The organism is Herbaspirillum sp. NPDC101396, assembly GCF_044767365.1.
Taxonomy (GTDB): Bacteria; Pseudomonadota; Gammaproteobacteria; order Burkholderiales; family Burkholderiaceae_D; genus Herbaspirillum.
In genome coordinates this window covers 374,948-400,601 of record NZ_JBIWNT010000005.1, presented here as the reverse complement: position 1 = coordinate 400,601, position 25,654 = coordinate 374,948, and the positions used below count along the sequence as shown (strand labels likewise).

General features: G+C 60.7%; 16 protein-coding genes. 10 read left to right on the top strand and 6 right to left on the bottom strand.

Going from position 1 to position 25,654, the window contains the following annotated elements; all coding sequences use genetic code 11:
- Positions 1–184: 184 nt before the first annotated feature.
- From ACIROY_RS19185 to ACIROY_RS19170, 4 genes are all read left to right on the top strand, one after another.
- On the top strand, positions 185–2,368 hold the full coding sequence (locus ACIROY_RS19185; protein ID WP_402343619.1) for a CHASE2 domain-containing protein: 2,184 nt from the start codon (positions 185–187) through the stop codon (positions 2,366–2,368).
- 543 nt (positions 2,369–2,911) lie between these two features.
- Positions 2,912–4,519 (top strand): ShlB/FhaC/HecB family hemolysin secretion/activation protein, encoded by a 1,608-nt coding sequence (locus ACIROY_RS19180; RefSeq protein ID WP_402343327.1) that lies wholly within the window; start codon positions 2,912–2,914, stop codon positions 4,517–4,519.
- A 1-nt stretch (position 4,520) separates the two neighbouring features.
- The gene (locus ACIROY_RS19175) at positions 4,521–9,059 is read left to right on the top strand and encodes a beta strand repeat-containing protein (protein WP_402343324.1); all 4,539 of its coding nucleotides are present in this window, start codon (positions 4,521–4,523) and stop codon (positions 9,057–9,059) included.
- Positions 9,060–9,079: 20 nt separating this feature from the next.
- Complete coding sequence (locus ACIROY_RS19170) at positions 9,080–9,832, top strand: FecR domain-containing protein (protein WP_402343321.1); 753 nt, start codon at positions 9,080–9,082, stop codon at positions 9,830–9,832.
- Between the two features lie 49 nt (positions 9,833–9,881).
- Here ACIROY_RS19170 and ACIROY_RS19165 read toward each other — a convergent pair whose 3' ends face one another.
- Complete coding sequence (locus ACIROY_RS19165; protein ID WP_402343318.1) at positions 9,882–10,655, bottom strand: 3',5'-cyclic-nucleotide phosphodiesterase; 774 nt, start codon at positions 10,653–10,655, stop codon at positions 9,882–9,884.
- A 427-nt stretch (positions 10,656–11,082) separates the two neighbouring features.
- Here ACIROY_RS19165 and ACIROY_RS19160 point away from each other — a divergent pair, with 427 nt between their 5' ends.
- The 6 genes from ACIROY_RS19160 (at position 11,083) to ACIROY_RS19135 (ending at position 19,945) form a co-directional block, all read left to right on the top strand.
- On the top strand, positions 11,083–12,723 hold the full coding sequence (locus tag ACIROY_RS19160) for a GAF and HD-GYP domain-containing protein (RefSeq protein WP_402343315.1): 1,641 nt from the start codon (positions 11,083–11,085) through the stop codon (positions 12,721–12,723).
- A gap of 125 nt (positions 12,724–12,848) precedes the next feature.
- A complete protein-coding gene (locus ACIROY_RS19155) occupies positions 12,849–13,763 on the top strand; it encodes a LysR family transcriptional regulator (protein WP_402343312.1) in 915 nt (304 codons plus the stop codon).
- 269 nt (positions 13,764–14,032) lie between these two features.
- On the top strand, positions 14,033–15,379 hold the full coding sequence (locus ACIROY_RS19150) for an MFS transporter (protein WP_402343309.1): 1,347 nt from the start codon (positions 14,033–14,035) through the stop codon (positions 15,377–15,379).
- 108 nt (positions 15,380–15,487) lie between these two features.
- The gene (locus ACIROY_RS19145; RefSeq protein WP_402343306.1) at positions 15,488–16,492 is read left to right on the top strand and encodes a M14 family metallopeptidase; all 1,005 of its coding nucleotides are present in this window, start codon (positions 15,488–15,490) and stop codon (positions 16,490–16,492) included.
- Positions 16,493–16,520: 28 nt separating this feature from the next.
- Entirely contained in the window at positions 16,521–18,155 is a 1,635-nt protein-coding gene (locus ACIROY_RS19140) for a methyl-accepting chemotaxis protein (RefSeq protein WP_402343303.1), read from the top strand.
- 281 nt (positions 18,156–18,436) lie between these two features.
- Positions 18,437–19,945 (top strand): SulP family inorganic anion transporter, encoded by a 1,509-nt coding sequence (locus tag ACIROY_RS19135; protein ID WP_402343300.1) that lies wholly within the window; start codon positions 18,437–18,439, stop codon positions 19,943–19,945.
- On the opposite strand, the gene ACIROY_RS19130 is transcribed toward ACIROY_RS19135, so the two are convergent.
- The 5 genes from ACIROY_RS19130 to ACIROY_RS19110 form a co-directional block, all read right to left on the bottom strand.
- Complete coding sequence (locus ACIROY_RS19130) at positions 19,942–20,556, bottom strand: DUF2325 domain-containing protein (RefSeq protein ID WP_402343297.1); 615 nt, start codon at positions 20,554–20,556, stop codon at positions 19,942–19,944. The genes ACIROY_RS19135 and ACIROY_RS19130 overlap by 4 nt on opposite strands.
- Before the next feature lie 24 nt (positions 20,557–20,580).
- Positions 20,581–21,192, bottom strand: coding sequence for a superoxide dismutase (locus ACIROY_RS19125; protein ID WP_402343294.1), 612 nt, complete (start codon positions 21,190–21,192; stop codon positions 20,581–20,583).
- A 207-nt stretch (positions 21,193–21,399) separates the two neighbouring features.
- Positions 21,400–22,173, bottom strand: coding sequence for a hypothetical protein (locus tag ACIROY_RS19120; protein ID WP_402343291.1), 774 nt, complete (start codon positions 22,171–22,173; stop codon positions 21,400–21,402).
- Positions 22,174–22,788: 615 nt separating this feature from the next.
- A complete protein-coding gene (locus ACIROY_RS19115) occupies positions 22,789–23,400 on the bottom strand; it encodes a hypothetical protein (protein WP_402275715.1) in 612 nt (203 codons plus the stop codon).
- A gap of 1 nt (position 23,401) precedes the next feature.
- Entirely contained in the window at positions 23,402–25,648 is a 2,247-nt protein-coding gene (locus tag ACIROY_RS19110; protein WP_402343289.1) for a hypothetical protein, read from the bottom strand.
- Between the last annotated feature and the right edge of the window lie 6 nt (positions 25,649–25,654).

Sequence of the window (25,654 nt, the reverse complement as noted above, 5' to 3'; positions counted from 1 at the left end):
ATCCTGAACAGGTTTAGAAGGGTGTTGGACCTCTTCAGCTGAATTCACGTTGTGATTCGCCATAACTGCTGGCATCATCGCAACAAAATATTCTCAGGGGGAAGTCGTGCGTCGTCTCTTCGCAAAACATGGTGCGCGCTGGTCGTTGGCGCTGGTGCTGACGCTGCTGGCGGGCGGGCAGGTGATGGGCATGCTGCCGGCGTTCCTGACCGAGCGCATCGACCTCTTCTTCTACGACATGCGCATGCGCATCGCCAAAGTGGAAACCGATCCGCGCATCATCATCGTCGACATCGACGAGAAGAGCATCGCCGAAGTCGGTCGCTGGCCGTGGAGCCGCGACGTCGTCGCCGCCCTCATCAGCAAGATGACCGACAGCTACGAAGCGCAGACCGTCGCCTTCGACGTGGTGTTCGCCGAACCCGACAACAGCTCCGGCTACGCCACCTTGGAAAGCCTCGCGCACAGCGAGCTCAAGGGCCTGCCGCAGTTCGGCCAGCAACTGCTGACGCTCAAATCCAAACTCGATTTCGACGCGCGCATGGCCGCCGCCATCCAGGGCCGCCCGGTGGTGATGGGCTACAACCTGTCCAATGAACCCGACGCCATCGCCAAAGGCCAGTTGCCGAAACCGGTGTTTACGCTGGCGAGCCTCGGCGGTCGCCGTCTCGACGTCACCAACTGGAAAGCCTACGGCGCCAACCTGCCGCAGCTGCAAGAGGCGGCCGAAGCCGGCGGCTTCTTCAATCCCTTGCTCGACAACGACGGCCTGATCCGCCGCGTGCCGCTGATTGCGCAAGTGGGCGACAATTTCTACGAATCGCTGGCGCTGGCCAGCGCCCGTTCGGCGCTCGGCGCCACGCGCATGAAGCCGATCTTCCTGCAGCAGGATGCGGTGATGTCGGACCAGCAGCTGCGCGACTACGGTGCGCTTGAATCGATTGCGCTCGACACCAAGCCGCGTCCGACCTTCATCCCGGTCGAGCGCCACCTGACCACGCTGGTGACCTATCGCGGCCGCGGCGGCGTGCACGGCGGTGCGTTCCGTTATGTACCGGCGGTCGACATCCTCAAGGGCCGCATTCCCAAGAACGACCTGGCCGGCCGCGTCCTGCTGGTCGGCACCACCGTGCCGGGGCTGTACGACTTGCGGGCCACGCCGGTCAGTCCGAATTATCCCGGTGTGGAAATCCACGCCAACATCATCGCCTCCATCCTCGACGGCGACTTCAAGCAACGGCCGGAATTCGCCATCGGCTTCGACCTGGTGCAGATCCTCGTGATCGGCCTGGTGCTGGGTTTGCTGCTGCCGTTGCTGGGACCGCTGTGGGCTATCCTGCTGGCGTCGGGCACGGCGTTCGGTATCGGTGCGCTCAACTTCTGGCTGTATGACAGCGCCGGACTGGTGCTGCCCATGGCCACCGCCTTGCTGCTGATTGCCGCGCTGTTCATCTGCAATCTGGGCTGGGGCTACCTGTTCGAATACCGCAACCGCCGCGCCATCGTCAACCTGTTCGGCGAATACGTGGCGCCGGAGCTGGTCGCCGAAATGGCCGCGAACCCTGCCAGCTACAACATGGAAGGCGAAAGCCGCGAACTGACCGTGATGTTCTCCGACGTGCGCGGCTTCACCACGATTTCGGAAGGCTTGCAGCCCAATGAATTGCGCGAGTACATCAACGCCTACCTGACCGCCATGTCGGAAGACATCCGCGGCAATCGCGGCACGCTCGACAAGTACATCGGCGACGCCGTGATGGCATTCTGGGGCGCGCCGATCGCGTTGCCCGACCACGCCGCGCGCGCGGTGACGACGGCATTGAAAATGCAGCAGAGCTGCCTCGTGCTCAATGAAGAATTCGCCAAGCGCAACTGGCCGCCGCTGAAGATCGGCATCGGCCTTAACACCGGCAACATGCGCGTGGGCGACATGGGCTCGAAGATCCGCAAGGCGTACACGGTGATGGGCGACGCGGTCAATCTGTCGTCGCGCCTGGAATCGATCACCAAGGTCTACGGCGTCGGCGTGCTGGTTGGCGTAGCCACGCGCGACGCCGCGCCGGAGTTCGCCTACCGCGAGCTCGACAGCGTGCGCGTCAAGGGCAAGAACGAGCCGGTGCCGATTTTCGAACCGCTCGGGCTGGCGTCGGAACTGACTCCGGCGCAACAGGCTTCGCTCGACCAATGGACGGCGGCCCTGGCGCTGGTGCGCCGGCAGCAATGGGATGAGGCCGAGCAGGCGATCCTTGCCTTGCGGCAAGAAAGTCCGCACGGTTTGTATGATCTCTACCTGCAGCGCATCGCCTATTTCCGCGCGCATCCCTTGCCGGCGGATTGGGACGGCGTCACTACTTTCGAGACAAAATAACAACGGCACCGGGCGGCGCCAATCCCGCCCGGGACGGTCGTTTCGGGGCAAAGTCGCGGATTAAATTTCCATGCGGAAATTTAAGTGACAGGCCGTTGTAAGTTAAGCGAAAACCCATAGCGAATATCAGCGATTTTTGTCGACAGGCAATACGCTCAATCTTATACTTGCCGGTATGTAGCGTCGTCGGGGTGGGTGGCGCTCAGATGGCGGTTTTCGTCGCAGGATCGGGCAGCGCGCGCAACAAGAAGAATAAACGCGCAGGCGCTACGGATGCGGCGATGACGATCGCCGTCGCATCACATTTCTTTCCACTGGATCATCTCTGTCGCTGAATATCCCGCTGCGTGCGCAAGCACCCGGCGGTTTGGCGTGTGCATGGCATATGTACGACGAAGACGATCCGGACCGGAGAAATGCAGGGGCGTCGGGCCGCATGAAGAATGCGCACCAACGCAAGAGGGCAGGGAAGTTCACGATAAATCGAGGCGACGCCGGTCTGCAGAGTGCAGGCCGGCGTGGTCCTGAACCAAGCATAAAAAAATGAAACATCGTTTGATGCAATGTCTATTGGGGATGACGTTGACCGTCGTCGCGGCGAGCGCGCTGGCCGAGGACGAGCGCTTCAACATCACGCGTTTCCAGATCGAGGGCAATACGCTGCTGTCCGAGGCGGAGCTGCAACGCGCCGTCGCGCCGCTGACCGGCCCCGGCCGTGTCTATGGCGACGTGCAACAGGCACTCGAAGCGCTGGAAGCAGCCTATCGCAAAGCCGGCTACAGCGCGGTGCAGGTCAACGTTCCCGAACAGGAGCTGACCAGCGGCGTGGTGATCATCAACATCAGCGAATCGGTCATCGGCCAGATCACCGTCAGCGACAACAAGTACTTCAGCGAACAGAATATCCGCAACAGCTTGCCGCAACTGCAGGTTGGCAAATCGCCCAACCTCACCGCCATTTCGCAGGCCGTGCAACTGAGCAATGACAATCCGGCCAAGCAAGTCAATGTCGCGCTCAGCGTCAGCGACGAAGAAGGCAAAGTCGATGCCGACGTCAAGGTGACCGACTACAATCCGCTGCGCGTGTTCATGACCCTCGACAACACCGGCGCGCCGGCCACCGGCAACTGGCGTACCGGCATCGCGATCCAGCACGCGAATCTGTTCGACCGCGACCAGGTCGGCACACTGGCCTACACTACGTCGCCAGACAGCCCGAGCGGCGTCAAGGTCAATCTGTATTCTCTGGGTTATCGCATCCCGTTGTACACGCTGGGCGACAGCATTGAAGTCATCTACGGCAAGTCCAGCGTCAATACGCCGGGCAGCGTCGGCGGTCCGACCGGCGCGATCGGTTTCACCGGCAAGGGCGACGTAGTCGGTCTGCGCTGGAATCACTTCTTCGCGCGCGAAGGCGAATTCACCAGCAAGCTGGTGGCCGGGCTCGACTACAAGAAGATCGATTCGCGCTGCGATCTTGGGGGCGTCCAGATTGACACAATCGGTTCCTGCCTGGCTTACAAGACCATGCCGTTGAGTCTGACCTACAGCGGACAAACGCGTTCGGCCACGCAGAACGTGGATTACAACATCGGCATTTCACGCAATATCCCGATCGGACCCAGCTATACGAATAACGGTCGCACCGATCGCTACTCGTACATTACCGGCCGCGATACCGTCGATAACTTCGTCATCCTGCGCGGCGCTGCGTCGTACTTCAAGGCCTTCGCCAACGACTGGCAGATGCGCCTGGCCGGCACTGCGCAATACGCCCGGGACGCGCTGGTATCGGCAGAACAATTCGGCCTGGCCGGTTCCACCGCCGTGCGCGGTTTCACCGAACGTGCGGTGGCGTCCGACAGCGGCGTCCTCATCAACGCCGAAGTCTATACGCCGGAACTGCTTTCCAAAGGCAGCCTGCGTCTGCTGGCCTTCTACGATCTCGGCCGCGGTTTCAACAATGACGTGGGCGGCGGCAGCTTGGTCAACAGCGTAACGGTATCGAGCATCGGCTTCGGGGCACGGTATACCTTCAGCCGCGACTTCAACGTGAAACTGGACGTGGCGCGCGTGAGCGTGCCGGGAACGTCGAGCACCGAAAAACGTGGTGATTTGAACGCGCACGTTAGTGCGACACTGGGGTTCTGAAATGAATGAACAAAGCCAAACGCGCCAGGTGAATCCGGCCCAAGATTTCAACCGCATCGAACTGATGCCGGCTTCCTTCACGATGCGGGTCGGCAATCGCCGCCTGACCATGAGCTGGCGTCCGCGCAAACCGGTGCCGCACTTACTGACCGGCCTGTTGCGTCGCTCATGGCGTGCCATGTTCGGCAGTTCTCTGCGCATGTCGGTGACGGCGGCGGCCATCTGCGCCGCCTGGAACGTGCCCGCCATGGCGGCGGCGCCCGGCGTCAATACGCTGCCGACCGGCGGCGTCATTACCGCCGGCACCGCCACCATTGCTCAGAACGGCAACACGCTCAACATCAACCAGAGCTCCGCCGCAGCCATCGGCAACTTCACCAGTTTCAGCATCGGCGCCAACGCCGTCGTCGACATCCGTCAGACCAATGCCAGCAACGCCTTCCTGGCGCGCGTGACCGGCTCCGATCCGTCGCAGATCTACGGCTTGCTGAAGTCCAACGGCACCGTCATGCTGGTCAATCAGAACGGCCTGATGGTGGGCCCGGGCGGCGTGATCGACGTCGCGCGTTTCATCGGCAGCACGCTGAATATCCGCGACAGCGACTTCCTGGCGGGACGTCTGACCTTTACCGATGGCGGTCATGCCGGCAACATCGTCAACGAGGGCACCATCAAGAGCGCCAACGGCGGCAGCGTCTACCTGATCGGCGCCAACGTCACCAACAACGGCATCATCCACAGCCCCAACGGTGAAGTCCTGCTCGCTGCAGGCCAGACCGTGCAACTGGTCGACACCAACACGCCGGGCGTGACAGTATGCATCACCGGCGCCGCCGGCAGCGTCACCAACCTCGGCACCATTACCGCCGAAGCCGGCCGCATCGGCATCGCTGCCGGCCTGGTCACCAATAGCGGCAACATTAACGCCAGCAGCGTGGTCAGCGAAGGCGGCCGAATCTTCCTGCGTGCCTCGCAAAAACTGACGACCACCGCGAGTTCGAAGATCACCGCAGATGGCGCCACCAAGGGCGGCAGCGTGGTGTTGTATTCGGATGGCGCGGCGTATATCGACGGCGACGTGTCGGCGCGCGGCGCGCCGGGCCTGGGCGGCTTTGTTGAAACCTCCGGCAAGAAAACGCTGGATGTGGTCAAGGCGCCCGACGTCGGCACCGGCGGCGAATGGCTGATCGATCCCTATGACCTCACGGTCGTGGCCAGCGGCGAATACGGCGTCAGCAACAGCGGCAACGTGATCACGTCTACGGCCGGCGGTTCCACGATCGAAGCCGGCACCATTGTCACCCAGCTCAATCAGGGCAACAGCGTGAGCCTGACGACCGGCGCGGGCGGCGCGGCCAACGGTGGCAACATCACTGTCAACGCCGCGATCAACAAGACCACCGGTTCGGCATCGGCCCTGACGCTCAACGCCGACAACAACATTATCATCAATGCCGACATCACCAGTACCGGCACCTACGGCTTGAGCCTGAACCTGAACAGTAATTACCAGGGCGCCACCACGGGCGACCATACGGTGCAGGTCACCGGCGCGACCATCACCCCCAACACCGGCATCATCAACGTCAATGAAGGCGTAGGGGGCAATGGCAACGGCAAAATTGCGCTCAATTCCGGCGCCACCATTGACCTCAATATCGGCAGCACCCTCAATGCCGCGAGCCTGAATATATCGTCAGGCGGTACGATCAGGAGCAACTTCGGCGCTAGCGTCCATCTCACCAGCCTCAAGAATGCCGGTGAAGTGAACATTTCGAATTCAGCCATCACGACCGGAGCAATAGATAATCTGGTTGGTGGTCTGGTGAAATTGAGCAACGTGACGGGCTCGCTCGGCACCGTTACGAATGCCGCCGCGCTCACCCTCAATAGCGTGTTCCTCGGCGTCGCCGCCGGCGACATCACCAATTCGGGAACGCTGACGCTGTCCAACGGTTCGACGCTGAACGCCGGGACGCTGACCAATACCGGCTCGACTACGGTGAATGCCTCCACGCTTAACGCCAACGCGCTGACCAACGCGGTTGGCGCTTCCGTCACATTGACCGACAGCAGCCTGAGCTCGGCCGACATCATCCACAACGCCGGCCAGTTCGTCACGACCAACAGCACGATTAATACGGTCAACGGTTTCACCAACATGGTCAGCGGCGTGATGACTATGAATTATCTGTCCAAGATCAACACCGGCAGTTTCAACAATCAAGGCATCGTGAACGCCTACGGTTCGGCCGGTTACGTCACGTTTGAAAACGGCTTTACCAACTCCGGCCTGATGAACCTCAAGGGTTCGATCATGGCCAATTCGTCGGCGACCAACTCGCAGGGCGGCACGCTCAACCTCGGCGCCGCCAGCACGGAGACCACCATCAACGGCAGCGGCATGTGGGGCAATGACGGTACGCTCAACATCATCAATTCGGGCAACATGGTCACGCTCGGCGGCACCTTCATGAACAACCAGACCGGTACCGTATTGATGCTGGGGACCGGCACCAGTTTCAACATGGGGCAGTTCTCCAACAGCGGCGCCTTCACAATCGGGGCGGGAGCTTCGGCGACCGTCGGGAGCTCGGTCAGCAACAGCGGCACCTTGCTGCTGAACGGCGCCAATCTGGCGGCGAACGGCTTCACGAACGAAGACGGCGGCATTGTCAGCGGCACCGGATCGTTCACGCTCGGAGGCGGCTCGGGTCAGTTCTACAACAACGGCATCCTGTCGCCGGGCGGCGATAACGCCGTCGGTTCGCTGTCGATCGTGGGCAGCTACTCCCAGGGCGCCAAGGGCATCCTCAAGCTCGACTTCGCCAGCGCCACGAACTATGACACCATCACTGTCATCGGACAAACGCTCGGTCTGGACGGCACCCTGATCACCAAATTGCTCGACACTTACCGGCCTGCCGTCGGCACCTCGTTCACGCCGTTCCTGGGCGCAAGCGAAAGCACCGGTGGATTCCGCTACGTCGAGGGTGACATCGTCACGTCCGGCGGCGTGAAGAACATGATCAAGGCCCGTTACAACATCGGCGAGCCGACCGTGCCGGTGCGCCTGACCATGATGGCTCCGGAAGAAATCACCTATACCGGCGGCGTCGAAAGCCAGTGGGGCGACATCAACAACTGGTCGTCCAACTACATTCCGACTGCCATCGACAGCGTGATTTTCCCGACAGGCATCAGCGCCATGTACCAGGGCGGCGGCAGACCTGAGACGCTGGAAAAAATAACCGTCGCTTCGGGCGCCTACTTCACCATGTTCGGCGGCAATCTGACCGTCAATGACGTCAGTTCGGCGGGCGGTTTCAACATCAACAATGGTGTGTTTACGCTCAACGGCACCGGCCGCCTGTTCTCGCTGCACCTGAGCGGCACCCTCAACGGCGGCAGCAATTCCATCCTGAACGTCACCGACAGCTTCCAGCAATCCGGCGGCAGCATCAACAGCGCCGGCGACGTGGCGTTGAGTCAGGCCGACGGCGACCTGTTGGTGGGCTCCATCACCGCGCGCAACCTGGTGTTGGAATCGCAGATCGGCGGCATCGGGCAGCAGGACACGTCGCTGCACGTGACCAAGCAGTTGCTGACATCGTCCGCTACCGGCACCACGCTGACGTCCAGCAACAACCGCATCGCCGCGTTCGCCGGCAACAACCGCGGCTCGGGCGACATCATGCTGGTCAACAACCTGGAAGTCGCCGATACCGCGGTGGTTCAGATCAATGGCGTCAGCAACGCCAACGGCAATATCAACATCGTCAATACCGGCGGGGCAGCGACCACCGCCATCGGCAGCAACGCCGACTTCCTGGGATCGATGCCGACCGAGAGCGGCACGCCGATCTCCGCCGCGGCGCACCTCGCCACGCTTGGCATCAACACCAATGGAGCCATGAGCGTGGCCGGCACCGGCAGCAGCGTGAACCTGGAAACGCATAGCCCGCTGACCATCGGCGCAGGCGGCGTGAGTGCCACCGGCAACATCAACCTGACTGCCGGCAACAGTGGATCGCCGACCGATAACCTGATCGTCAACGGCGTGATCGCTTCTGCGGGCGGCAGCATCTCGTTGGTCGCCGGCAACAACATGTCGATCAACGCCAATGTTTCCACTTCGGCGCCGGGTACTGCGCTGTTCACGGTGACCAATGGCGTGCTGACTTACGCGCCTGGCGTCAGCGTCACGGACGCAAGCGGTACGGTCGTGCCGGTCGCAGCGGTGGTCAATCAGGTTATTGCCTCCTCCTCTGCCGAGGTGAAGACGCAGATCGCCGAAAAAGTTAAATCCGGGGTCGATGAAACAGCTAAAAATGTTGCTACACCGCAAGTGACGAAAGTCAATTTGCCACTGACCACATTCACTCCGGCCAGCTCGCCTGTCTCGACACCGGCCAACACGCAAACCACCGGCGGCACGCAAGGCAGTTTCGGCGGCGATGACAGCGGTAGTGGCAGCGGCACGCCTGCGGGCGGCGGCACTGCCAACACGGCGAAGAAGCCGTTGCCGGTGTGCACCTGATGTCTCAAGGAACCAAGACAATGAAACACGCCATCCACACGGGATATCGCACCATGGGTAAATTCTGGCGCCTGCTGGCGCTGATGTTGTTGCTGGGCTGGGGCAGCCAGGCGTATGCGCAGATGGTCGGCACCGTGACCAATCTGTCAGGTGTGCTGACCGCACGCCATCCGGATGGCAGCACGCGCATCATGAGCTCGAAATCGGAAGTGCTGCAGGGCGACACCCTGATCACGCAATCGAACACGTATGCGCGCGTGAAGTTCATGGACAACTCGGAGATCGTGCTGCGTCCGGCCTCCGAGATGGTCGTCAAAAGCTTCCTGTACGACGCCGAAAAGCCGGAGCGCAACAACGTCGCCATCGGCCTGGTCAAGGGTGGCCTGCGTGCGGTAACGGGACTGATCGGCAAGCGCAACCACGATGCGGTCAGCTTCGACACGCCGACGGCCACCATCGGCATACGCGGCACCCACTTCGGCGCGCTGTTCTGCCAGAACGATTGCGGCGGCGTTCCGACACCGAACGGTTCAACGCCGGCCAACGGCTTGCACGTCGATGTAGCGCAAGGCGCGATCGTGTTGTCGAACCCGGGCGGCTCTCAAGTGTTCCAGGCAGGTCAGTTTGGCTACGTGGCCAACTTCAATACGCCGCCGATGCCGGTTCCAGCGACGCAGGGCTTGCAGGTCAAGATGCCGCAGTCGATCAGCAAGAATGCTCCCGGCTCGAAATCGATTGACGCATCCAAGTCGGTTTCCTGCATGGTGCAATAAGAAGGTGGGAAGGGCGCCGCTCAGGCAGCGCCCCGATGGCGGCAGTGGCTCAGAACTCGAACACCGACTCCGCCATCAGCATGTTGATCCGGCGGCGTCCGGCGCCGCGCAGCAGTTCTTTCTCGATCTGGTTGAACAGACCAGGCTTGGCGTGGGTGATGAGAATTTCCGGATCGCTCTCGAGCTTGGCAAGATCCTCAAGCAGCAAGCTGGGGCAGAAGTGCTTGGACAGCTTCGCCAGTTCGCGCTCGCTGTCGGGGAAGGCGGCTTCGACGATCAGGTAGCGCAGCTTGTCGATCGTGTTGACCGCTTTCCACAGCGCGTCGCAGCTGGTGGTGTCGCCGCTGAACACCATGCTCGCGCCGCTGCTCAAGTCCTGCAACTGATAGCCGACCGCCGGCACGGTATGGTTGGCCGGCAGCGCGGTGATGCTGCGTTCGCCGATCACCAGCGACTTGCCGACTTCGATGGTGTTGAAGCGCAGGAAGGGGTTTTCGGGCGAGGGGATTTCGCTGAAGTCGGGCCAGATCTGCCAGTTGAAGATGTGCTTGCGGATGATGTCTTGCGTCGCCTGTGTGGCGTGCATGGTCAGCGGCGTGTTGCGCTGGTCGCCGACGCTGTCGAGGATGAAGGGCAGGCAGGCGATGTGGTCCAGGTGCGAATGCGTGATGAAGACGTGGTCGATGGCGGCCAGCGCGTCCAGCGGCAGATCGTTGACGCCGGTGCCGGCGTCGATGAGGATGTCGCGGTCCGCCAGCAGCGACGTGGTGCGAAGGGTATTGCCGCCTATGCCGCCACTGCAGCCGAGAATTTCTACGCGCATCGTATGGACCAGATTGAAGTGATGACTGTGGCGACCCGGAACGAATATGTTCGTGCGGAAATGTTCCGCTCCCCCGTGATTGCACTCTTGTTTTTGTCTTGAGAGATTGCCTTCTGAAACAAAAAGTGTAGCAATCTATGCAATAGTTTGGATGGTAAGTTATCCGTCAGTCTAAATCAATAAAAAGCACGGGCTGCTTCGGCGAAACAACAGGAAAACCTGATGCAGATCAGGCGTGTGAGCAGCAGAGTTTCCGTACGTCATCGCCAACGCGGATGTGCACTGTCTCGTGACGGTAACAGGCGGGAAAAAGATGCTCTGCTTGACACTTTGTTGTCAGTATTGAAGCGTATCTTTCCAGAATCGCCCAGTGCGTCTTTTTACTGCATCGACCAATGCGATGCAGGCCAGTTGTCCCCTTGAGCCGATGAACAACATGAAAAACCAGCATCTCGATATCTCCCACCGCCTGGAAAAGCTGACCGAGCTCAGCGTCGAACTGAGCACCAACCGCGATATCCCGCTGCTGCTCGAACGTATCCTGCAGACTGCCCGCAGCATCACGCTGGCCGATGGCGGCACGCTTTACCGCACCGTGGAAGAAGAAGACAGCCTGGCGTTCTACATCTCGATCAACGACACGCTGGGCATGCACCAGGGCGGCAGCAGCGCACAGAAGATCAGCATCCCCAACATCCAGCTGACCAGCCCCGATGGCAGCAAGAACCTCAGCGCGGTGGCTGCCTATGCCGCCAACACGCGCAAGTCGGTCAACATCCCGGATGTGTACCAGGCGGAAGGCTTCAACTTCTCCGGCATGCGCATGTTCGACGAGAAGTTCGGCTACCACTCGCAGTCCTTCCTGACCGTGCCGATGCAGGACCACGAAGGCGAACTGGTCGGCGTGCTGCAACTGGTCAACGCCATCGATCCGGCCACCGGCAAGCCGCATCCGTTTTCCGAGACCGACCAATACTTCATCGAAGCACTGGCGTCGCAGGCGGCCATCGCCATCACCAATCAACAACTGATCTATCGCCTGGAAAACCTGTTCGAACATTTCATCAAGCTCATCAACATGGGCATTGACGAAAAATCGCCGCACACCGGTCGCCATTGCGAACACGTGCCGGAGCTGGCGATGATGCTGGCGGAAGCCTCGCACCAGACCACTCAAGGTCCGCTGGCGGATTTCCAGATGACCGAGCGCGACCGCCGCGAGCTGTGGGTCGCCGGCCTGCTGCACGACTGCGGCAAGATCACCACGCCCGACCATATCGTCGAGAAGTCGACCAAGCTGCAAACCATTTACGACCGCATCCACCTGGTTGACACGCGCTACGAAGTGCTCAAGCGCGACGCCGAGATTCGCGTGCTCAAGGAAAAATGCGCGCTCGGCGCCGCATTGACCGCAGAGAAAAGCTCCGAACTCGATGCGGCGCTGGCGGCGGAATGCGAGGCGCTCGACGCCGAACGCAATTTCCTGCGCAAGAGCAATGTCGGCGGCGAAGGCATGAAGCCGGACGACCAGCAGCGTGTCCTGGAAATCGCCGAGCGTCAGTGGCGCGGACCGGATGGCCAGATGCAGGACCTGCTCAGCGCCGACGAATCCGAGAACCTGCGCATCCGCGCCGGCACGCTCAACGACGCCGAACGCCAGGTCATCAACAACCACATCGTGGTCACCATCAAGATGCTGGAATCGCTGCCGTGGCCGAAGCAGCTGCGCAACGTCACCGAATACGCCGGCGGCCACCACGAGCGCATGGACGGCAAGGGTTATCCGAAGGGACTCACGCGCGACCAGATGTCGCCGCAGGCGCGCATGATGGCGATCGCCGACATCTTCGAAGCATTGACTGCCGCCGATCGTCCTTACAAGAAGGGCAACACGCTCAGCGAGGCGCTCGAAATCCTCGGTGGCTTCCGCCTGCGCGACCACATCGACCCTGACCTGTTCGACGTCTTCGTGCGCAGCAAGGTCTACCAGCAATACGCCGACAAGTTCATGCCGGCCAGCCAGATCGACGTTGTCGACCACAGCAAGATCCCTGGCTTCGTTCCTTAATTCTCCTCGCGTCTGAAACTGCTTTCTCCGTTCGTGGCATGAAACCTGCCTCGAACGGAGACGCATGTCTGATGCCCGTCCGCACTGCGCTCGGATAGAATCAGCAAAAAACAAGGAGTGAGACGGTGCACCTGATCTGGCTGGAAGACTTCATCGAACTGGCGCGCACGCGCAGTTTTTCGCGCGCGGCGGAGAACCGCTTCGTCACGCATCCGGCTTTCGGTCGCCGCATCAAGGCGCTGGAGCAATGGGTCGGCGCCGAGCTGGTGGTGCGCACGCATCCGGTGTCGCTGACGGCGGCCGGGCAACTGTTCCTCGATGCCGCGACGCATTCGACCGACGTGCTGTACGCCGCCCGGGCGCAGCTGCAGGACGGCTCCGGGCCGACCGAGAAGACTTTGCGCGTGGCGACCGGCCGCACGCTGGCGCGGACGTTCTTCCCCGATTGGTATGAGAACATCAACCAGCGCTTCGGTCCGTTCCCGGTGTCGGTCAGCACCGGCGGCGCGCAGGAAGTGATCTTGCGCCTGGGCGCCGGCGACGCCGATCTGCTGGTGATTTATTCGAGCCCGACCACGCGCCTGCTGATCGATCCGATGCGCTATGAGTCGTTGACGCTGGCGCGCGAAATCCTGCTGCCGGTGGTGGCCGCCGACGCCAGGGGGCGGCCGCGCTTCAAGCTGGCGCCGGCCAACGCCGCGACGCCGACGCCGTGGCTGGGTTTCTCGCAATCGCTGACCTTGCGCGGCGTACTGGCCAAACACCTGGCCGGCTTGCCGAAGAAGGTGTCGCTGCGCATGGTGTATGAAGCCGACTCCTACGAATCCATCCACGAAATGGCGCGCCGTGGTGTCGGCGTCGCCTGGCTGCCGCAGCGGCTGGTGCAGGAAGACGTCAACGAGCGCCGCCTGCTGGTCATTGGCGAACCGGAGATGCGTGTCAACTTCGACATCTCGCTGTACCGCGTACGCGGCAACGACGATGCACTGGTCAACGCGATCTGGGACGGCGTCGCATCGGACGCCATCGACCGCTCCTGATCCCTCCGCGAACGGGTCTCGCAGCAAAAAGCACAAGCCTGTGCCGAAACGGCAATAAGCAAAAAATCGCGCTCACTATACTCCCTCAAAGTTCTCGCAACGCTTGTTGGTACGTCTGGAAACATGCTCCGAAATAGAGCGTAACGCGCACTATTTCCGAGCATCGTGCCAAGCCTCTTACAGCGTTCGAGCCACCTAGAATAAGCACGCAGACACGGCTGCCCCGGCAGCAACAATGCGTCGCACAAAGAGAGAATGGGAGTCACCGCATGTCAGCCGAATTCGAGTCATCATCACTATCCGCAGCCACTGCAGCCACCACATCGCCGGCAGCCAAACGCAAAAATCCATGGAAAGAAATCTGCGCCGCCAGCATCGGCAACGCGCTGGAGTTTTACGATCTGCTGATTTACGGCTACTTCGCCGTGGTGATCGGCAAGCTGTTCTTCCCGGCGCAGGATGAGACCACCTCGCTGCTGCTGAGCGTTGGCACCTTCGGCATCTCCTTCGTGATTCGTCCGCTCGGCGCCATCGTGCTCGGCTCCTACGCCGATCGCGCCGGCCGCAAGGCTTCGCTCACCGCATCGATCCTGATCATGATGATCGGCACGGCAATGATCGCGTTTGCGCCGACCTATGCGCAGATCGGCATCGCCTCGCCGCTGATCATCATCGTGGCGCGCCTGTTGCAGGGCTTTTCAACAGGCGGTGAATTCGGCGCCGCTACCGCCTTCATGGTGGAGCATGCCGACGCCAAGCGGCGCGGCTTTTTCGCCAGCTGGCAATTGTCGACGCAGGGTCTGGCCACCGTGCTGGCAGCCGGCGTCAGCGCCTTGCTGAGCTATAACCTGACGGATGCGCAGCTCAACGACTGGGGCTGGCGCGTGGCGTTCTGCTTCGGTTTGCTGGTGGGCCCGGTCGGTCTCTATATTCGCAGTCAGATCGACGAGACGCCGGAGTTCAAGAAAATCGCCGCCGACGCGGCTGTCGCCAAGGCAGAGAAATCGCCGCTGATGCTGGTGCTGGTGCGCGACCGCGTCAAGCTGTTGCTCGCCATCGGCGTGGTGGCCGGCGCCACCGGTTTCAACTACGTGCACAAGTTGTACATGCCGACTTACGCACTGAAGCAATTGCACATCCCCGCCACCTCGTCCTTCATCGGTGCGCTGATCACCGGGCTGGTGCTGATGCTGACGGCGCCGGTGTTCGGCACCTTGTCGGATCGCTACGGCCGCTTCCGCGTGCTGACGATTGCGATGCTGTCGATCGGCCTGACCTCGTATCCGCTGTTCATGCTGCTCAACATCTGGCCGACCGTGACCACGCTGATTGCAGTGCAAGGCATCGTGGGCGTGTTGATCGCCGCTTGTCTGGGACCGATCCCGGCGATGCTGTCGGATATCTTCCCGACGCAGACCCGTGGCACCGGTCTGGCGCTGAGCTACAACTTCTCGGTGACCCTGTTCGGCGGCTTCTCGCCGTTGATCGTGACGTGGATGATTGCCGCCACCGCAAACAAGATGGCGCCGAGCTTCTATGTCATGGCGACGGCGTTGATCAGCCTGGTTGCGGTGATCGCGCTGGGTCGCCGCATGGGACGCCATCCGGCGTTGTAAGCACACGTTCTTTTTCATTCATTTTCTAAATTCATTTCTTAATTCTTCAGGCCGGATGCGCAGCGGCGCATCCGCTTACTTCGTCAGCCTGGACGCTGGAGCAATCGCATGAAAAACCTGGTACAGAAAACCCTGGAACAAGTACGCGCACAACTGAAACACTATCCGGTCGAGGTGGAGTTCCCCGACATCGCCAAATGGCAGCACGGCAATACCGGCGTCGACTACGTGCACAGCATCGACAGCGGCGTCGCCGGTCCGCACGTGATGATCCTGGCGCTGATGCACGGTAATGAAGTCAGCGGCGCGATTACCGTCGGCCGTTTGCTACAAGCCGGTCTTCGTCCGCTAAAGGGGCGCATCACGCTGGGCTTCGCCAATGTCGAAGCCTATCGCCGCTTCGATGCGCGCAATCCGGATGCGACGCGCTACGTCGACGAAGACATGAACCGCGTCTGGTCGTCGTCGCGTCTCGACGGCGCCGAGGACAGCGTCGAACTGCGCCGCGCGCGTCAGCTGCGTCCCATCATCGATACGATCGACTACATGCTCGATCTGCATTCCATGCACGAAGAAGCGCCGCCGCTGATCGTCTGTGGTCCGCTTGAGAAAGGCATTCAATTCGCCGCCGATGTCGGCGCGCCGGAACACGTGATCATTGACGTCGGCCATCCCAATGGCAAGCGCATGCGCGACTATGCCGGCTTTGGCGATCCGGCCAGCGCCAAGAATGCCTTGCTGATCGAGACCGGCCAGCATTTTTCCACGCGCAGCAAGGACGTGGCGATGGATTCGGCCTGCCGTTTCCTGATCGCCACCGGCGTGATGGCCGCGCTCGATTTGCGCACCTTCATGCTGGCGGGAGCGCCGGCGCAGGCGAAGCAGCGCTTCATCCGCGTGACCGAACCGGTGGTGGCGACTTCCTACGATTTTGAGTTTGCCGAAGACTATCGCGGCATGGAAATCATCGAGAAGGCCGGCACCGTCATCGCGCGCGAAGGCACTCGCGAATTCGTCACACCCTACGACAATTGCGTCATCGTCATGCCGTCGTTACGCCAGCTTGGACCCGGCGTGACCGTGGTGCGGCTGGGCCACATCGTCGCGCGCTAGCGCGGCTGCCACATCCACCGGGGGAAATATGCGCATCACGGGAAGAATGAAAATCGGCAAGCGGCTCACACTGGGCTTTGCCGCGATCATGCTGTTGTCCATCGTCATCACGGCCATCGGCATCTGGCGTTTGCAAGTGGTGTCGGACGTCACGCGCGCGATGGTGGAGCAGTCGGCGCGCAAGGAACGCCTGATCTCCAGCTGGTACGGCAGTCTGCGCGCCGGCATCGTGCGCACGATTGCGATCTCGCGCAGCGCCGATCCCACGTTGAAGACGTACTTCATCGATGAGGCGAAGGCCTCGACCGCCAATTCCACGCGCCTGCAAAAAGAGATTGGCGAGTTGCTGGGCAGCGACGAAGAAAAATCCCTGTTCCAGAACATCGGCGAACGGCGCAAGGTCTATCTGGCCTCGCACTATCGCATCCTCGACCTGAAATCCGCCGGCAACATCGAGGAAGGTAATCGCCTGCTCGATCAGGAGTTCGTGCCGCTGGCCAAAAGCTATCAGGATTCCATGCTCAAGCTGCTGGAACTGGAGCAGCGCGACATCGACAAGACCACGCAACAGATCGACGACATCGCCGCCGGCAGCCGTCGCCTGCTGCTGATCCTGGAAGGTCTGTCGCTGCTGCTGGGTTGCTTCTGCGCGTGGTATCTGACCGTGGGCATCACGCGTCCGATCAATGTCGCGTTGGGCATTTCGCGCCGCGTCGCCGCGGGCGACCTGAGCACCCAGGTCAGCGGCGGAGACGGAAAGAGCGGCGATGAAGTCGGGCAGTTGCTGTCTTCCCTCAACGATATGAACGGCAGCCTGCGCAACATCGTCAGCAATGTACGGCAAGGCACTACTACGATTGCGGTGGCGTCCGCCGAGATCAGCGTCGGCAACCACGACCTGTCGGCGCGCACCGAACAACAGGCCGGCGCGCTCGAAGAGACCGCATCGGCGATGGAAGAACTGATCTCCACCGTGCGCCGGAATGCCGACAACGCCGACACGGCCAGCCGCTTGGCGGCAGCGGCCTCCGGCATCGCGGTCGAGGGCGGCGAAGTGGTCGGGCGCGTGGTGGCGACCATGAGCGCCATCAACGGCTCGTCGCGCAAGATCGTCGATATCATCAGCGTGATCGACGGCATCGCTTTCCAGACCAATATCCTGGCGTTGAACGCCGCTGTTGAGGCGGCCCGCGCGGGTGAGCAGGGCCGCGGCTTTGCGGTGGTGGCCAGCGAAGTGCGCAGCCTGGCGCAACGCAGCGCCACCGCCGCCAAAGAAATCAAGCTGCTGATCGACGACTCGGTCAAGACGGTCGGCGAGGGCGGCGTGCTGGTGGAGCAGGCCGGCGCCACCATGGAGCGTGTGGTGGGCAGCGTGCGCAAAGTGGCGGAAATCGTCGGCGAGATCAGCCTGGCCAGCCGCGAGCAATCCACCGGCATCGAGCAGGTCAACCACGCCATCAGTCAGATGGATGAAATGACCCAGCAGAATGCCGCGCTGGTGGAGGAGGCGGCGGCAGCGGCATCTTCCATGCAGACGCAGGCGGCCTCGCTGGCGCAGCTGGTGAGCGTGTTTTCGCTTGACCATGGGGCGCGTCCGGCGGCGTCGTTGGCTTCACTGTTGCCTTCTCAGTTGCCCCCTCCCGCATTGACGCGGCCGGCCTGAGGCAAGGCAAGAGCGCGGGCCAAGGAGGGGGATGCGGTAAAATGTCGGGATCGGCGCCGCATCTCGCGGGCGCCGGTCCGGTTTGCACCTTGCCTCCTGCGCAACAATCTGACATCTCCATTTCCCTGAAGCATTGCCTGTTTTTCATGCGGGCGCTGTCTTTCCTGCAGGTCGTCATCGCTGTTTCTCCAGTTGCTGGTGTGCATATTGCATGCGTCCGGGTTCATGTCTTTGCGTGAACACCGCCGTGCGCACCGGCATCGGATTATGGACAACGATCAATGAATACAACTTCCTTTCGCGACGAATGGTTCTCGCACGGCAAAGCCAATGTGCTGGCCGGCCTGACTTCGTCGTTTGCGCTGGTGCCCGAGTGCATCGCCTTCGCGCTGGTGGCCCAGCTCAATCCGCTCATGGGGCTGTACGGCGCCTTCTTCATCTGCACCATCACGGCGTTGTTCGGCGGCCGGCCCGGCATGATTTCCGGCGCGGCCGGTTCAATGGCGGTGGTGATCGTGGCGCTGGTGGCGCAGCACGGTGCGCAATACTTCCTGCTGACGGTGGTGCTCAGCGGCGTGCTGATGCTGCTGTTCGGCGCGCTGCGGCTGGGCAAGCTGATCCGCATGGTGCCGCATCCGGTGATGCTGGGTTTCGTCAACGGCCTGGCGATCGTGATTGCGATGGCGCAGTTCGAACATTTCAAGCAAACCGACGCAAGCGGCACGCACTGGCTGCACGGCACGCCGCTGCTGGTCATGGCGGCGCTGGTGGCGGTCACGATGCTGATTGTCTACCTGCTGCCGCGCATGACGCGCGCAATCCCGCCGGCGCTGGCGGCGATTGTCGGCGTGGCCGTGCTGAGCCAGGCGACCGGCTTGCCGACGCGTACGCTGGGCGACATGGCGCACATTGCCGGCGGCTTGCCGATGTGGCATTTCCCCGAGGTGCCGCTGACGCTGGAGACCTTGCGCATCGTCGCTCCGTATGCGGTGCTGATGGCCATCGTCGGTTTGCTGGAAACGCTGCTGACGCTCAACCTCACCGATGAAATCACCGAGACGCGCGGCCAGGCCAATCGCGAATGCCTGGCGCTGGGCGCGGCCAACGTGGTGTCGGGTCTGTTCGGCGGCATGGGCGGTTGCGCCATGATCGGCCAGACCATGATCAACCTCAGTTCAGGCGGTCGCTCGCGTCTGTCGGGCGCGGTCAGCGGCGTGATGATTTTGCTGTTCATCCTGTTCCTGTCGCCGTTGATCGAGCGCATTCCGCTGGCGGCGCTGGTGGGCGTGATGTTCGTGGTGGCGCAGCAGACCTTCGCGTGGGGTTCGCTGCGCGTGCTCGGCAAGGTGCCGCGCAACGATGCGCTGGTGATCGTCGCGGTGACGGTGATCACGGTGTTCACGGATCTGGCGGTGGCGGTGCTGTGCGGCATCGTCATTGCGGCGCTCAACTTCGCCTGGCAGCATGCGCGCGAGATTCGCGCCGAGGTGCAGGATTCCGGTGATGGCGAAAAAACTTATGTTCCGCATGGCACGCTGTTCTTCGCATCGACCGCGCATTTTCAGGAGCTGTTCGATCCGGCGCAGGATCCGCTGCGCGTGGTGGTCGATTGCCGCCATCTGCATCTGGCCGATCATTCGGCGATCGCTGCGTTGGAAGCGCTATCCGAGCGCTATAGCCGGGCCGGCAAGCATCTGCGGCTGGCGCATCTGTCTCGCCGCAGCCATCAATTGCTGCAGCGTGTGGGCATGGATGTCGGCGAGCCGGAAATGGCCGGCGCGCGTCGTTAGTCTTTCCCGGAAACGGCTGTCGGCGTCTGCTGCTCCAGTGCGCTGCTGCGTCCGCCGGCGCCGTCCTGGTGAATGCGCATGATGCGCACGCTGGCCGGTTGTTCCACCAGCATGCAGGTCTTGCCGGTGCGCTTGCAGTGATCCTGCACGCGCCAGTAGGCGCCGTGACTGAGGCAACCGGTCTGGCAGATCACCAGGTCGGCGGCCACGATGCTGGCTTCCAGTCCTGAGAGTTCACCCGCCTCCGTCTTCTCCTCCTCGTTTGTCACCGTGGAAGAAATCGCTGGTGCATACGCCGGCAGCAATTTTTCCCGCATCAACTCCTGCAGGCGTTTGCTCAACTCTTTCACGCGTCGCGCCAGCGTCGCGCGTTGCGGCAGGTCGGGAATCGCCGCCTCCAGCGCAGCGCGATCTTCATACGCCCAGGCCAGCGCCGAATCGCGTGCGATCACCGCTGCCCGCAGGCGCATGGCCTGCGCCTTGAGCGCGGCGATTTCGGCGGCCTGCTCCTGGATCACCGCGCTGCAGCGATGCTGCACGCGCGCCAGATGCGAGACCATGGCGCGTTGCTCCTGCTCCAGCAGCGCCACATCCTGAATGTGCATGTTCATGTTGCGATCCTCCCCGTAGCAGCCTTATTGCAAGGCTGCTGCATAACGGCGCGCGACTTCCGGCCAGTTGACGACGTTGTAGAAGGCGCCGATGTATTCCGGACGGCGGTTCTGGTAGCGCAGGTAGTAGGCGTGTTCCCAGACGTCGAGGCCGAGGATGGGCGTGTTGCCGGTCATCAGCGGACTGTCCTGGTTGCCGCTGCTTTCCACCACCAGCTTCTTTTGCGGCGTCACGCTGAGCCAGGCCCAGCCGCTGCCGAAGCGTGAAATTGCGGCTTTGGTAAACGCTTCTTTGAATGCATCGAACCCGCCCAGCTGGGCATCGATCGCGACGGCCAATGCGCCGTCGGGCGCGCCGCCGCCGGTCGGCGACATGACCAGCCAGAACAGTGAATGATTGGCGTGGCCGCCGCCCTGGTTGATCACGGCGGCCTTGAGGTTGTCGGGGATTTCTTTTACGCGCGCCACCAGTTCTTCGACGCTCAGTTTTTCCCATTCGGTGCCGGCGACGGCGGCGTTGAGGTTGTTGATGTAGGTCTGGTGATGCCTGGTGTGATGGATTTCCATGGTCTGGGAATCGATGTGCGGCTCCAGCGCATCGTAGGCGTAAGGCAGGGCAGGCAGGCTGTATGGCATGGTTCTCTCCGGTTGTGGGTCACATGGCCGGCGCAAGGGCCGGGATGGACTGGGGAGGCTGCCGTATGGGTGGCGCTATCGCTATTGCTTGCAAAAAATGCAAGGCCTGCGCCGGGGATAGCGCAGGCAGTCGAAGGATGTCGATTCTAGTTGAAAACCGCAAAGCCATATCCCTACGCACCATAGGCTCATTTTCCTGCGGCCGTGTCAGCGCTTGAGTGAAGGCGTCACGAACACCAGCCCCAGTGTCACGATGCGCTCCTGTGGCCAGCGTCCGAACGGACTGCCGATACTGGCGTCGAGCTGCAGGCGGCCGGGAATCAGTTCGCGGCGCAGGCCGAGTTGCCAGTTGGTGCCGGTGCTCGTGACACCGAAAGTCTCGATCGACACGCGCGTGCCTGCCGAGACTTCCGCATCCAACGCCATGCCCCAGGTGCCGCGATAGTTGCCGCCGCGCTGATCACGTTGCCGGATGCCGCCCGCATTGAGATGCGCCAGCAAGTTCTCGCCTTGCAGCGGCAGGGTTGCGATCCCCTTGATGAAGGTCTCATTGTCGCCGCTGGCGCGCGCGTGCTGCCCGCCGGTGGCGATGGCGAAGCCGGTCTGCTGATCATCGTAGGTGCGCAGCAGATGCTTGACTTGCCAGCTCATCAGAGCGGTGTTGGCGCTGCTGTCCCGACGATCTTGCTGATGTGCGGCGCCGAGCGCGAACTCGGTGCTGCCGAAGGGATTGCAGGACGGGTTGAGCCAGCTGGTATTGAGGGCAGACGAGTGCTCGGTCCAAGTCTCAAGCTGGCACGCTCCTTCGTCGAGCACGGCGGCATCGTCGGTCGCCATGGGACGGCCGGCATGTGCGCTCGAAGATGCCGCTGCGCAGAAGACGGCGGCGAGAACGGTGTTGAGTTTGCGCGGGCCGCGTGCAGCGAGGAATTGTTGTGCCTGCAGCGCGCAGGGACGGATGAAAACGAGGAATTGAAACATGGGTATCTCCTGACCGGCCTGCGCCGGAGGAGCCGCGTCTCAACTCAGAGACGCGGGCATGCCTCCGGTGCGGGACCGGAATAAAGTAAACGTGAAAGCGGTGTTGACGTCGGCGAAGCGCCGGACGGGCTCAGGGTCTGGATCCATATTTTTCTCCTGAAAAAACGACGACAAAAAAGAGGGCCGCTGCGGTATGGCGCAGGACCGCGACGCCGCCGCCGCAAGCAGGCGGCAGGCAGTACGCAACAATAAAAAAGAGGGGGCTGGAGCCGGGCAGTCGTGAACCGATTGCCGGATGCCGCCACTTGCCGGACAGGCAAGGTAGCGGCGAAAGACGATGCGCGATTACCTTGGCTGTGGCCGGCCGATCAAAGATCGACTACTGGAACTGTCCACAGGAGGAACTCCGAAGTTTGTAACGGGGCGGATCGTAACACGTGAAAAAATCAAAGACAAGCATTTGCCAATGATTTAAGCACTGCCCGGGAAGCGCCAGCCACAGCCGCTTTGTGGTCGATTGATAGTTTTTATGAAACTGCTGCCGGAAAGAAAAAGATCCGACATGTGCCGGTTCGGGTTCATATAGACAGTCGCGTCGACGAGTTCCCCGGTGCTCTACAGTCTGACATCCGAACATTGGCTTCGTGCTACAACTCGGCTAACGTTGTCCGCTGTGAGTACGCATATTGGCTTTTCAAAGGTCGCGCGTAGCTTTTTTATGCAGGAGGCTTTCTTTTCAACAGATATCATATTGGTTACTCGTGATTGACTAATGCAATAAAGTCCTTCAATCATCAAAGCTTTAGACAGAGGGGACAGTGTAATTTTCCTGTCTTTGATCACGTAGTAACTAAGGTAAAGCCCACCGCCTTCTTGTTCGACGTATTGATATCGTCCTTTGGTAATTTGGTTAGCCGCCACAGGAATATCACCCGCTAGTTCAAAGCCATTTGATCCTGTCGGCCTTACGTAGACTGTGTATGCTGCACGGGGGCCTAACTCGCTCTCAGTTGGTCCGATAAAGATGCCTTCACTTTTTAAACCGTCAACATCTTCAATTAACTCGTAGCTAAACTGACAGTCAATCCTGCCAGGAATAGAAAGTTGCATGCCTCCTTCAGCTATCAATTCCACCCCCGAAGCTGCAGGGCGACATTCAATATTAGTTTTTTCGGCTAAAGAAATATTCGTAACAAATAGTGCGGCAAGAAAGATGAAAAACTTCATTTTAAATTTCTCCTAACAACTTTTTGATCCGGCTTGTCTGTTCTGTTCGTTCAGTAAAGTGTGCCGAAACTGGCCATGAGGTAGTCACACCCACAGAAGCTGCATCACCGCGAATTTTTCTCGTCATAGCTGCAACGTCATCCGAATCAGCGGCAATGAGCAAGGTATTTCTTGCCCAAAACCAGCCTGCCGTATCAATGCTGGCTTCCAATTCAGTGTTCACCCTATCTGGATTAACAATGATCGGAGGGCGCATCTGCTCCTTGAGTTGCACAACGATTTGATCATTTTGTATAGGAAGAGTAGCCAACATAGCAGGTGGAATGGAGTTTCCTGACAGCCCCCACCAGCCAGTGTTCTTCCACCAATCATCCGAAAATGAACTACTTTGTAACCATCCTTTGTAGACCCAATACAAAGCGTAGTTTGCTCGACCTGTCAACTGCTTGAATCCTCTACCCCTATATGTGCCGCCATCGTTCCATTCGACATTTCCGAGCCAACCTTTAAAATTGCTTGCTTTTGCGTAATGTCTGAAATAGTCATAGGCGCTACCGCTATATAGTTCAGACATCCACAAGAATTGATTGGTCTCAACTGCTGCTTGCCCCAAAAAATGGGCCATTCTTAGAGGGGTAGTTATTAGATACTTTCTAATGGATCTGCTTACAGGGATCCGGTATTTAGTACGATTGGCAGAAGATGCACCGGGGTAAATTTGTTTCAGTTCGTCTTCATTTAACCACCGACACTTCCTGAAATGTTTGATGAACTCCGTTGGATGGAAATGCCACTGCGCGTTCAGATATTCCTGGGGAAGTTTGTCGAAGCTGATGGCCTTGAGATGGTTTTCAAAACGCTTCCAGTCGTCCGGGCGGTCTTTGAAGCCATATTCCATCTCATTGAGCCATCCATAGCGTTGGCTGATCGTGCTTCTGTCCCATTCGTTCGGAAATTTGCAGATGGTTCTGCGCAAAGCGCGCGCCACGTCCTTATCTCCCAATCGCCTGGAGAGCTTGACGTCGTCCTTGTTGCGGTCCGGGTCGGGCTGGTCGCCTTGGGTGCGAATTAACGCTTTCAGTTTCAGCGAATCGCAACGCTGATCTTTGTCTGCGATGTCGTCGTCATAGCAATTCCAACCGAACTGCGGCAAGAAGTCAGCGTCGCTGAATTTGTAGCTGCCAGGAGCGTTCAGATCAGCCCAGACTTCGTTGCCGGCAATCGTCTTGATCTTGCGCCAATGGGCGGCGTTATCCGGCAAGGGGTCTTTGTCGGTATCGCTTCTGCCGAGGTTTCTGCCAAAGCGCAATAACTCATACCAGCCGGACGGGCTGCTCTGGGCATGGGGGTGTGCCTTGATGACGGTGCTGTGACGATCGGTGGCGTCCTTATAGAGGTTGTATTCGGCATCGTTGTCCGTGCGGGTGTTGCCCGGCTGTCCTGTGGCGCTGTAGCTGGTCAAGACACAGGCGCCGGGTGTCGAGCCTCCATCCCCGTAGTCGAGTTTGATCCATTGCGCTGCCCCCAGAGTGCTGCCTGTGTCGTGACGCAAATGGTCGGCGGGAGCGGTGTTGCTGGTGGGGGTGGCCGCAGGCAGGTACACGTACAGATTGCCGAAGACGCTGTCGGTGCGGCCGTCCTTGGCGGGCGGGTGTTGTGGGTCTTGCCAGGTCGGATGTCGACCGATGATTTTTTTCAGATTGTCGGCATCGGAGCAGATTTCAAAGTGCACCTGCTTGCTGTGACCATAGACCCGGCCGGCGCCACCCAGCACATCCTTGCGGTAGACCTTTTTACCTTCGGCCAATCCACCGATGAATTTTTCGATGTGCATGTAGACGCTGTAGTAAGTCACGCTCACCGGCCGGTCGCCTGCAGCACCGATTTCGGTCATGTGCTTGAGGATGATGCAGCCGTTGTCAGTCCAGCCTTCATCGTAGTTCAAACCTTCTAGCGGGTCGGCCGAGTGCGGCGTGGGCCTGTTCAAAAACAGGATTTCGCCGTCGGCGATGGCGTGCAATGGCAGGATGCGGTCGCCGAGGTCTGGCGCTTGCAGATGCACGCCGTTGTGCCACATCAGATGGTTACTGACCGGGAACGCGCCTTCTTCCGCGCCGGTGCCGCCGACGAGGCGGCTGGCCGAGGGTGGCATGGCGGCCTCTGTGCGCTCGTCGTCTGCTTGTTTTTTTGAGGTACTCTTTTTGTCTTGCCCAACAATGGGCAAGAGGAATGGCGGGCTGATGATCATGGGTCA

Excerpts from the sequence above, each read along its gene's own strand:
- ACIROY_RS19135 (WP_402343300.1), top strand. The coding sequence starts at position 18,437 with ATGAATACAACTTCCTTTCGCGACGAATGGTTCTCGCACGGCAAAGCC.
- ACIROY_RS19170 (WP_402343321.1), top strand. The coding sequence starts at position 9,080 with ATGAAACACGCCATCCACACGGGATATCGCACCATGGGTAAATTCTGG.
- ACIROY_RS19165 (WP_402343318.1), bottom strand. The coding sequence starts at position 10,655 with ATGCGCGTAGAAATTCTCGGCTGCAGTGGCGGCATAGGCGGCAATACC.
- ACIROY_RS19115 (WP_402275715.1), bottom strand. The coding sequence starts at position 23,400 with ATGAAGTTTTTCATCTTTCTTGCCGCACTATTTGTTACGAATATTTCT.
- ACIROY_RS19145 (WP_402343306.1), top strand. The coding sequence starts at position 15,488 with ATGAAAAACCTGGTACAGAAAACCCTGGAACAAGTACGCGCACAACTG.
- ACIROY_RS19150 (WP_402343309.1), top strand. The coding sequence starts at position 14,033 with ATGTCAGCCGAATTCGAGTCATCATCACTATCCGCAGCCACTGCAGCC.
- ACIROY_RS19175 (WP_402343324.1), top strand. The coding sequence starts at position 4,521 with ATGAATGAACAAAGCCAAACGCGCCAGGTGAATCCGGCCCAAGATTTC.
- ACIROY_RS19120 (WP_402343291.1), bottom strand. The coding sequence starts at position 22,173 with ATGTTTCAATTCCTCGTTTTCATCCGTCCCTGCGCGCTGCAGGCACAA.
- ACIROY_RS19125 (WP_402343294.1), bottom strand. The coding sequence starts at position 21,192 with ATGCCATACAGCCTGCCTGCCCTGCCTTACGCCTACGATGCGCTGGAG.
- ACIROY_RS19180 (WP_402343327.1), top strand. The coding sequence starts at position 2,912 with ATGAAACATCGTTTGATGCAATGTCTATTGGGGATGACGTTGACCGTC.
- ACIROY_RS19140 (WP_402343303.1), top strand. The coding sequence starts at position 16,521 with ATGCGCATCACGGGAAGAATGAAAATCGGCAAGCGGCTCACACTGGGC.
- ACIROY_RS19130 (WP_402343297.1), bottom strand. The coding sequence starts at position 20,556 with ATGAACATGCACATTCAGGATGTGGCGCTGCTGGAGCAGGAGCAACGC.
- ACIROY_RS19110 (WP_402343289.1), bottom strand. The coding sequence starts at position 25,648 with ATGATCATCAGCCCGCCATTCCTCTTGCCCATTGTTGGGCAAGACAAA.
- ACIROY_RS19185 (WP_402343619.1), top strand. The coding sequence starts at position 185 with ATGGGCATGCTGCCGGCGTTCCTGACCGAGCGCATCGACCTCTTCTTC.
- ACIROY_RS19160 (WP_402343315.1), top strand. The coding sequence starts at position 11,083 with ATGAACAACATGAAAAACCAGCATCTCGATATCTCCCACCGCCTGGAA.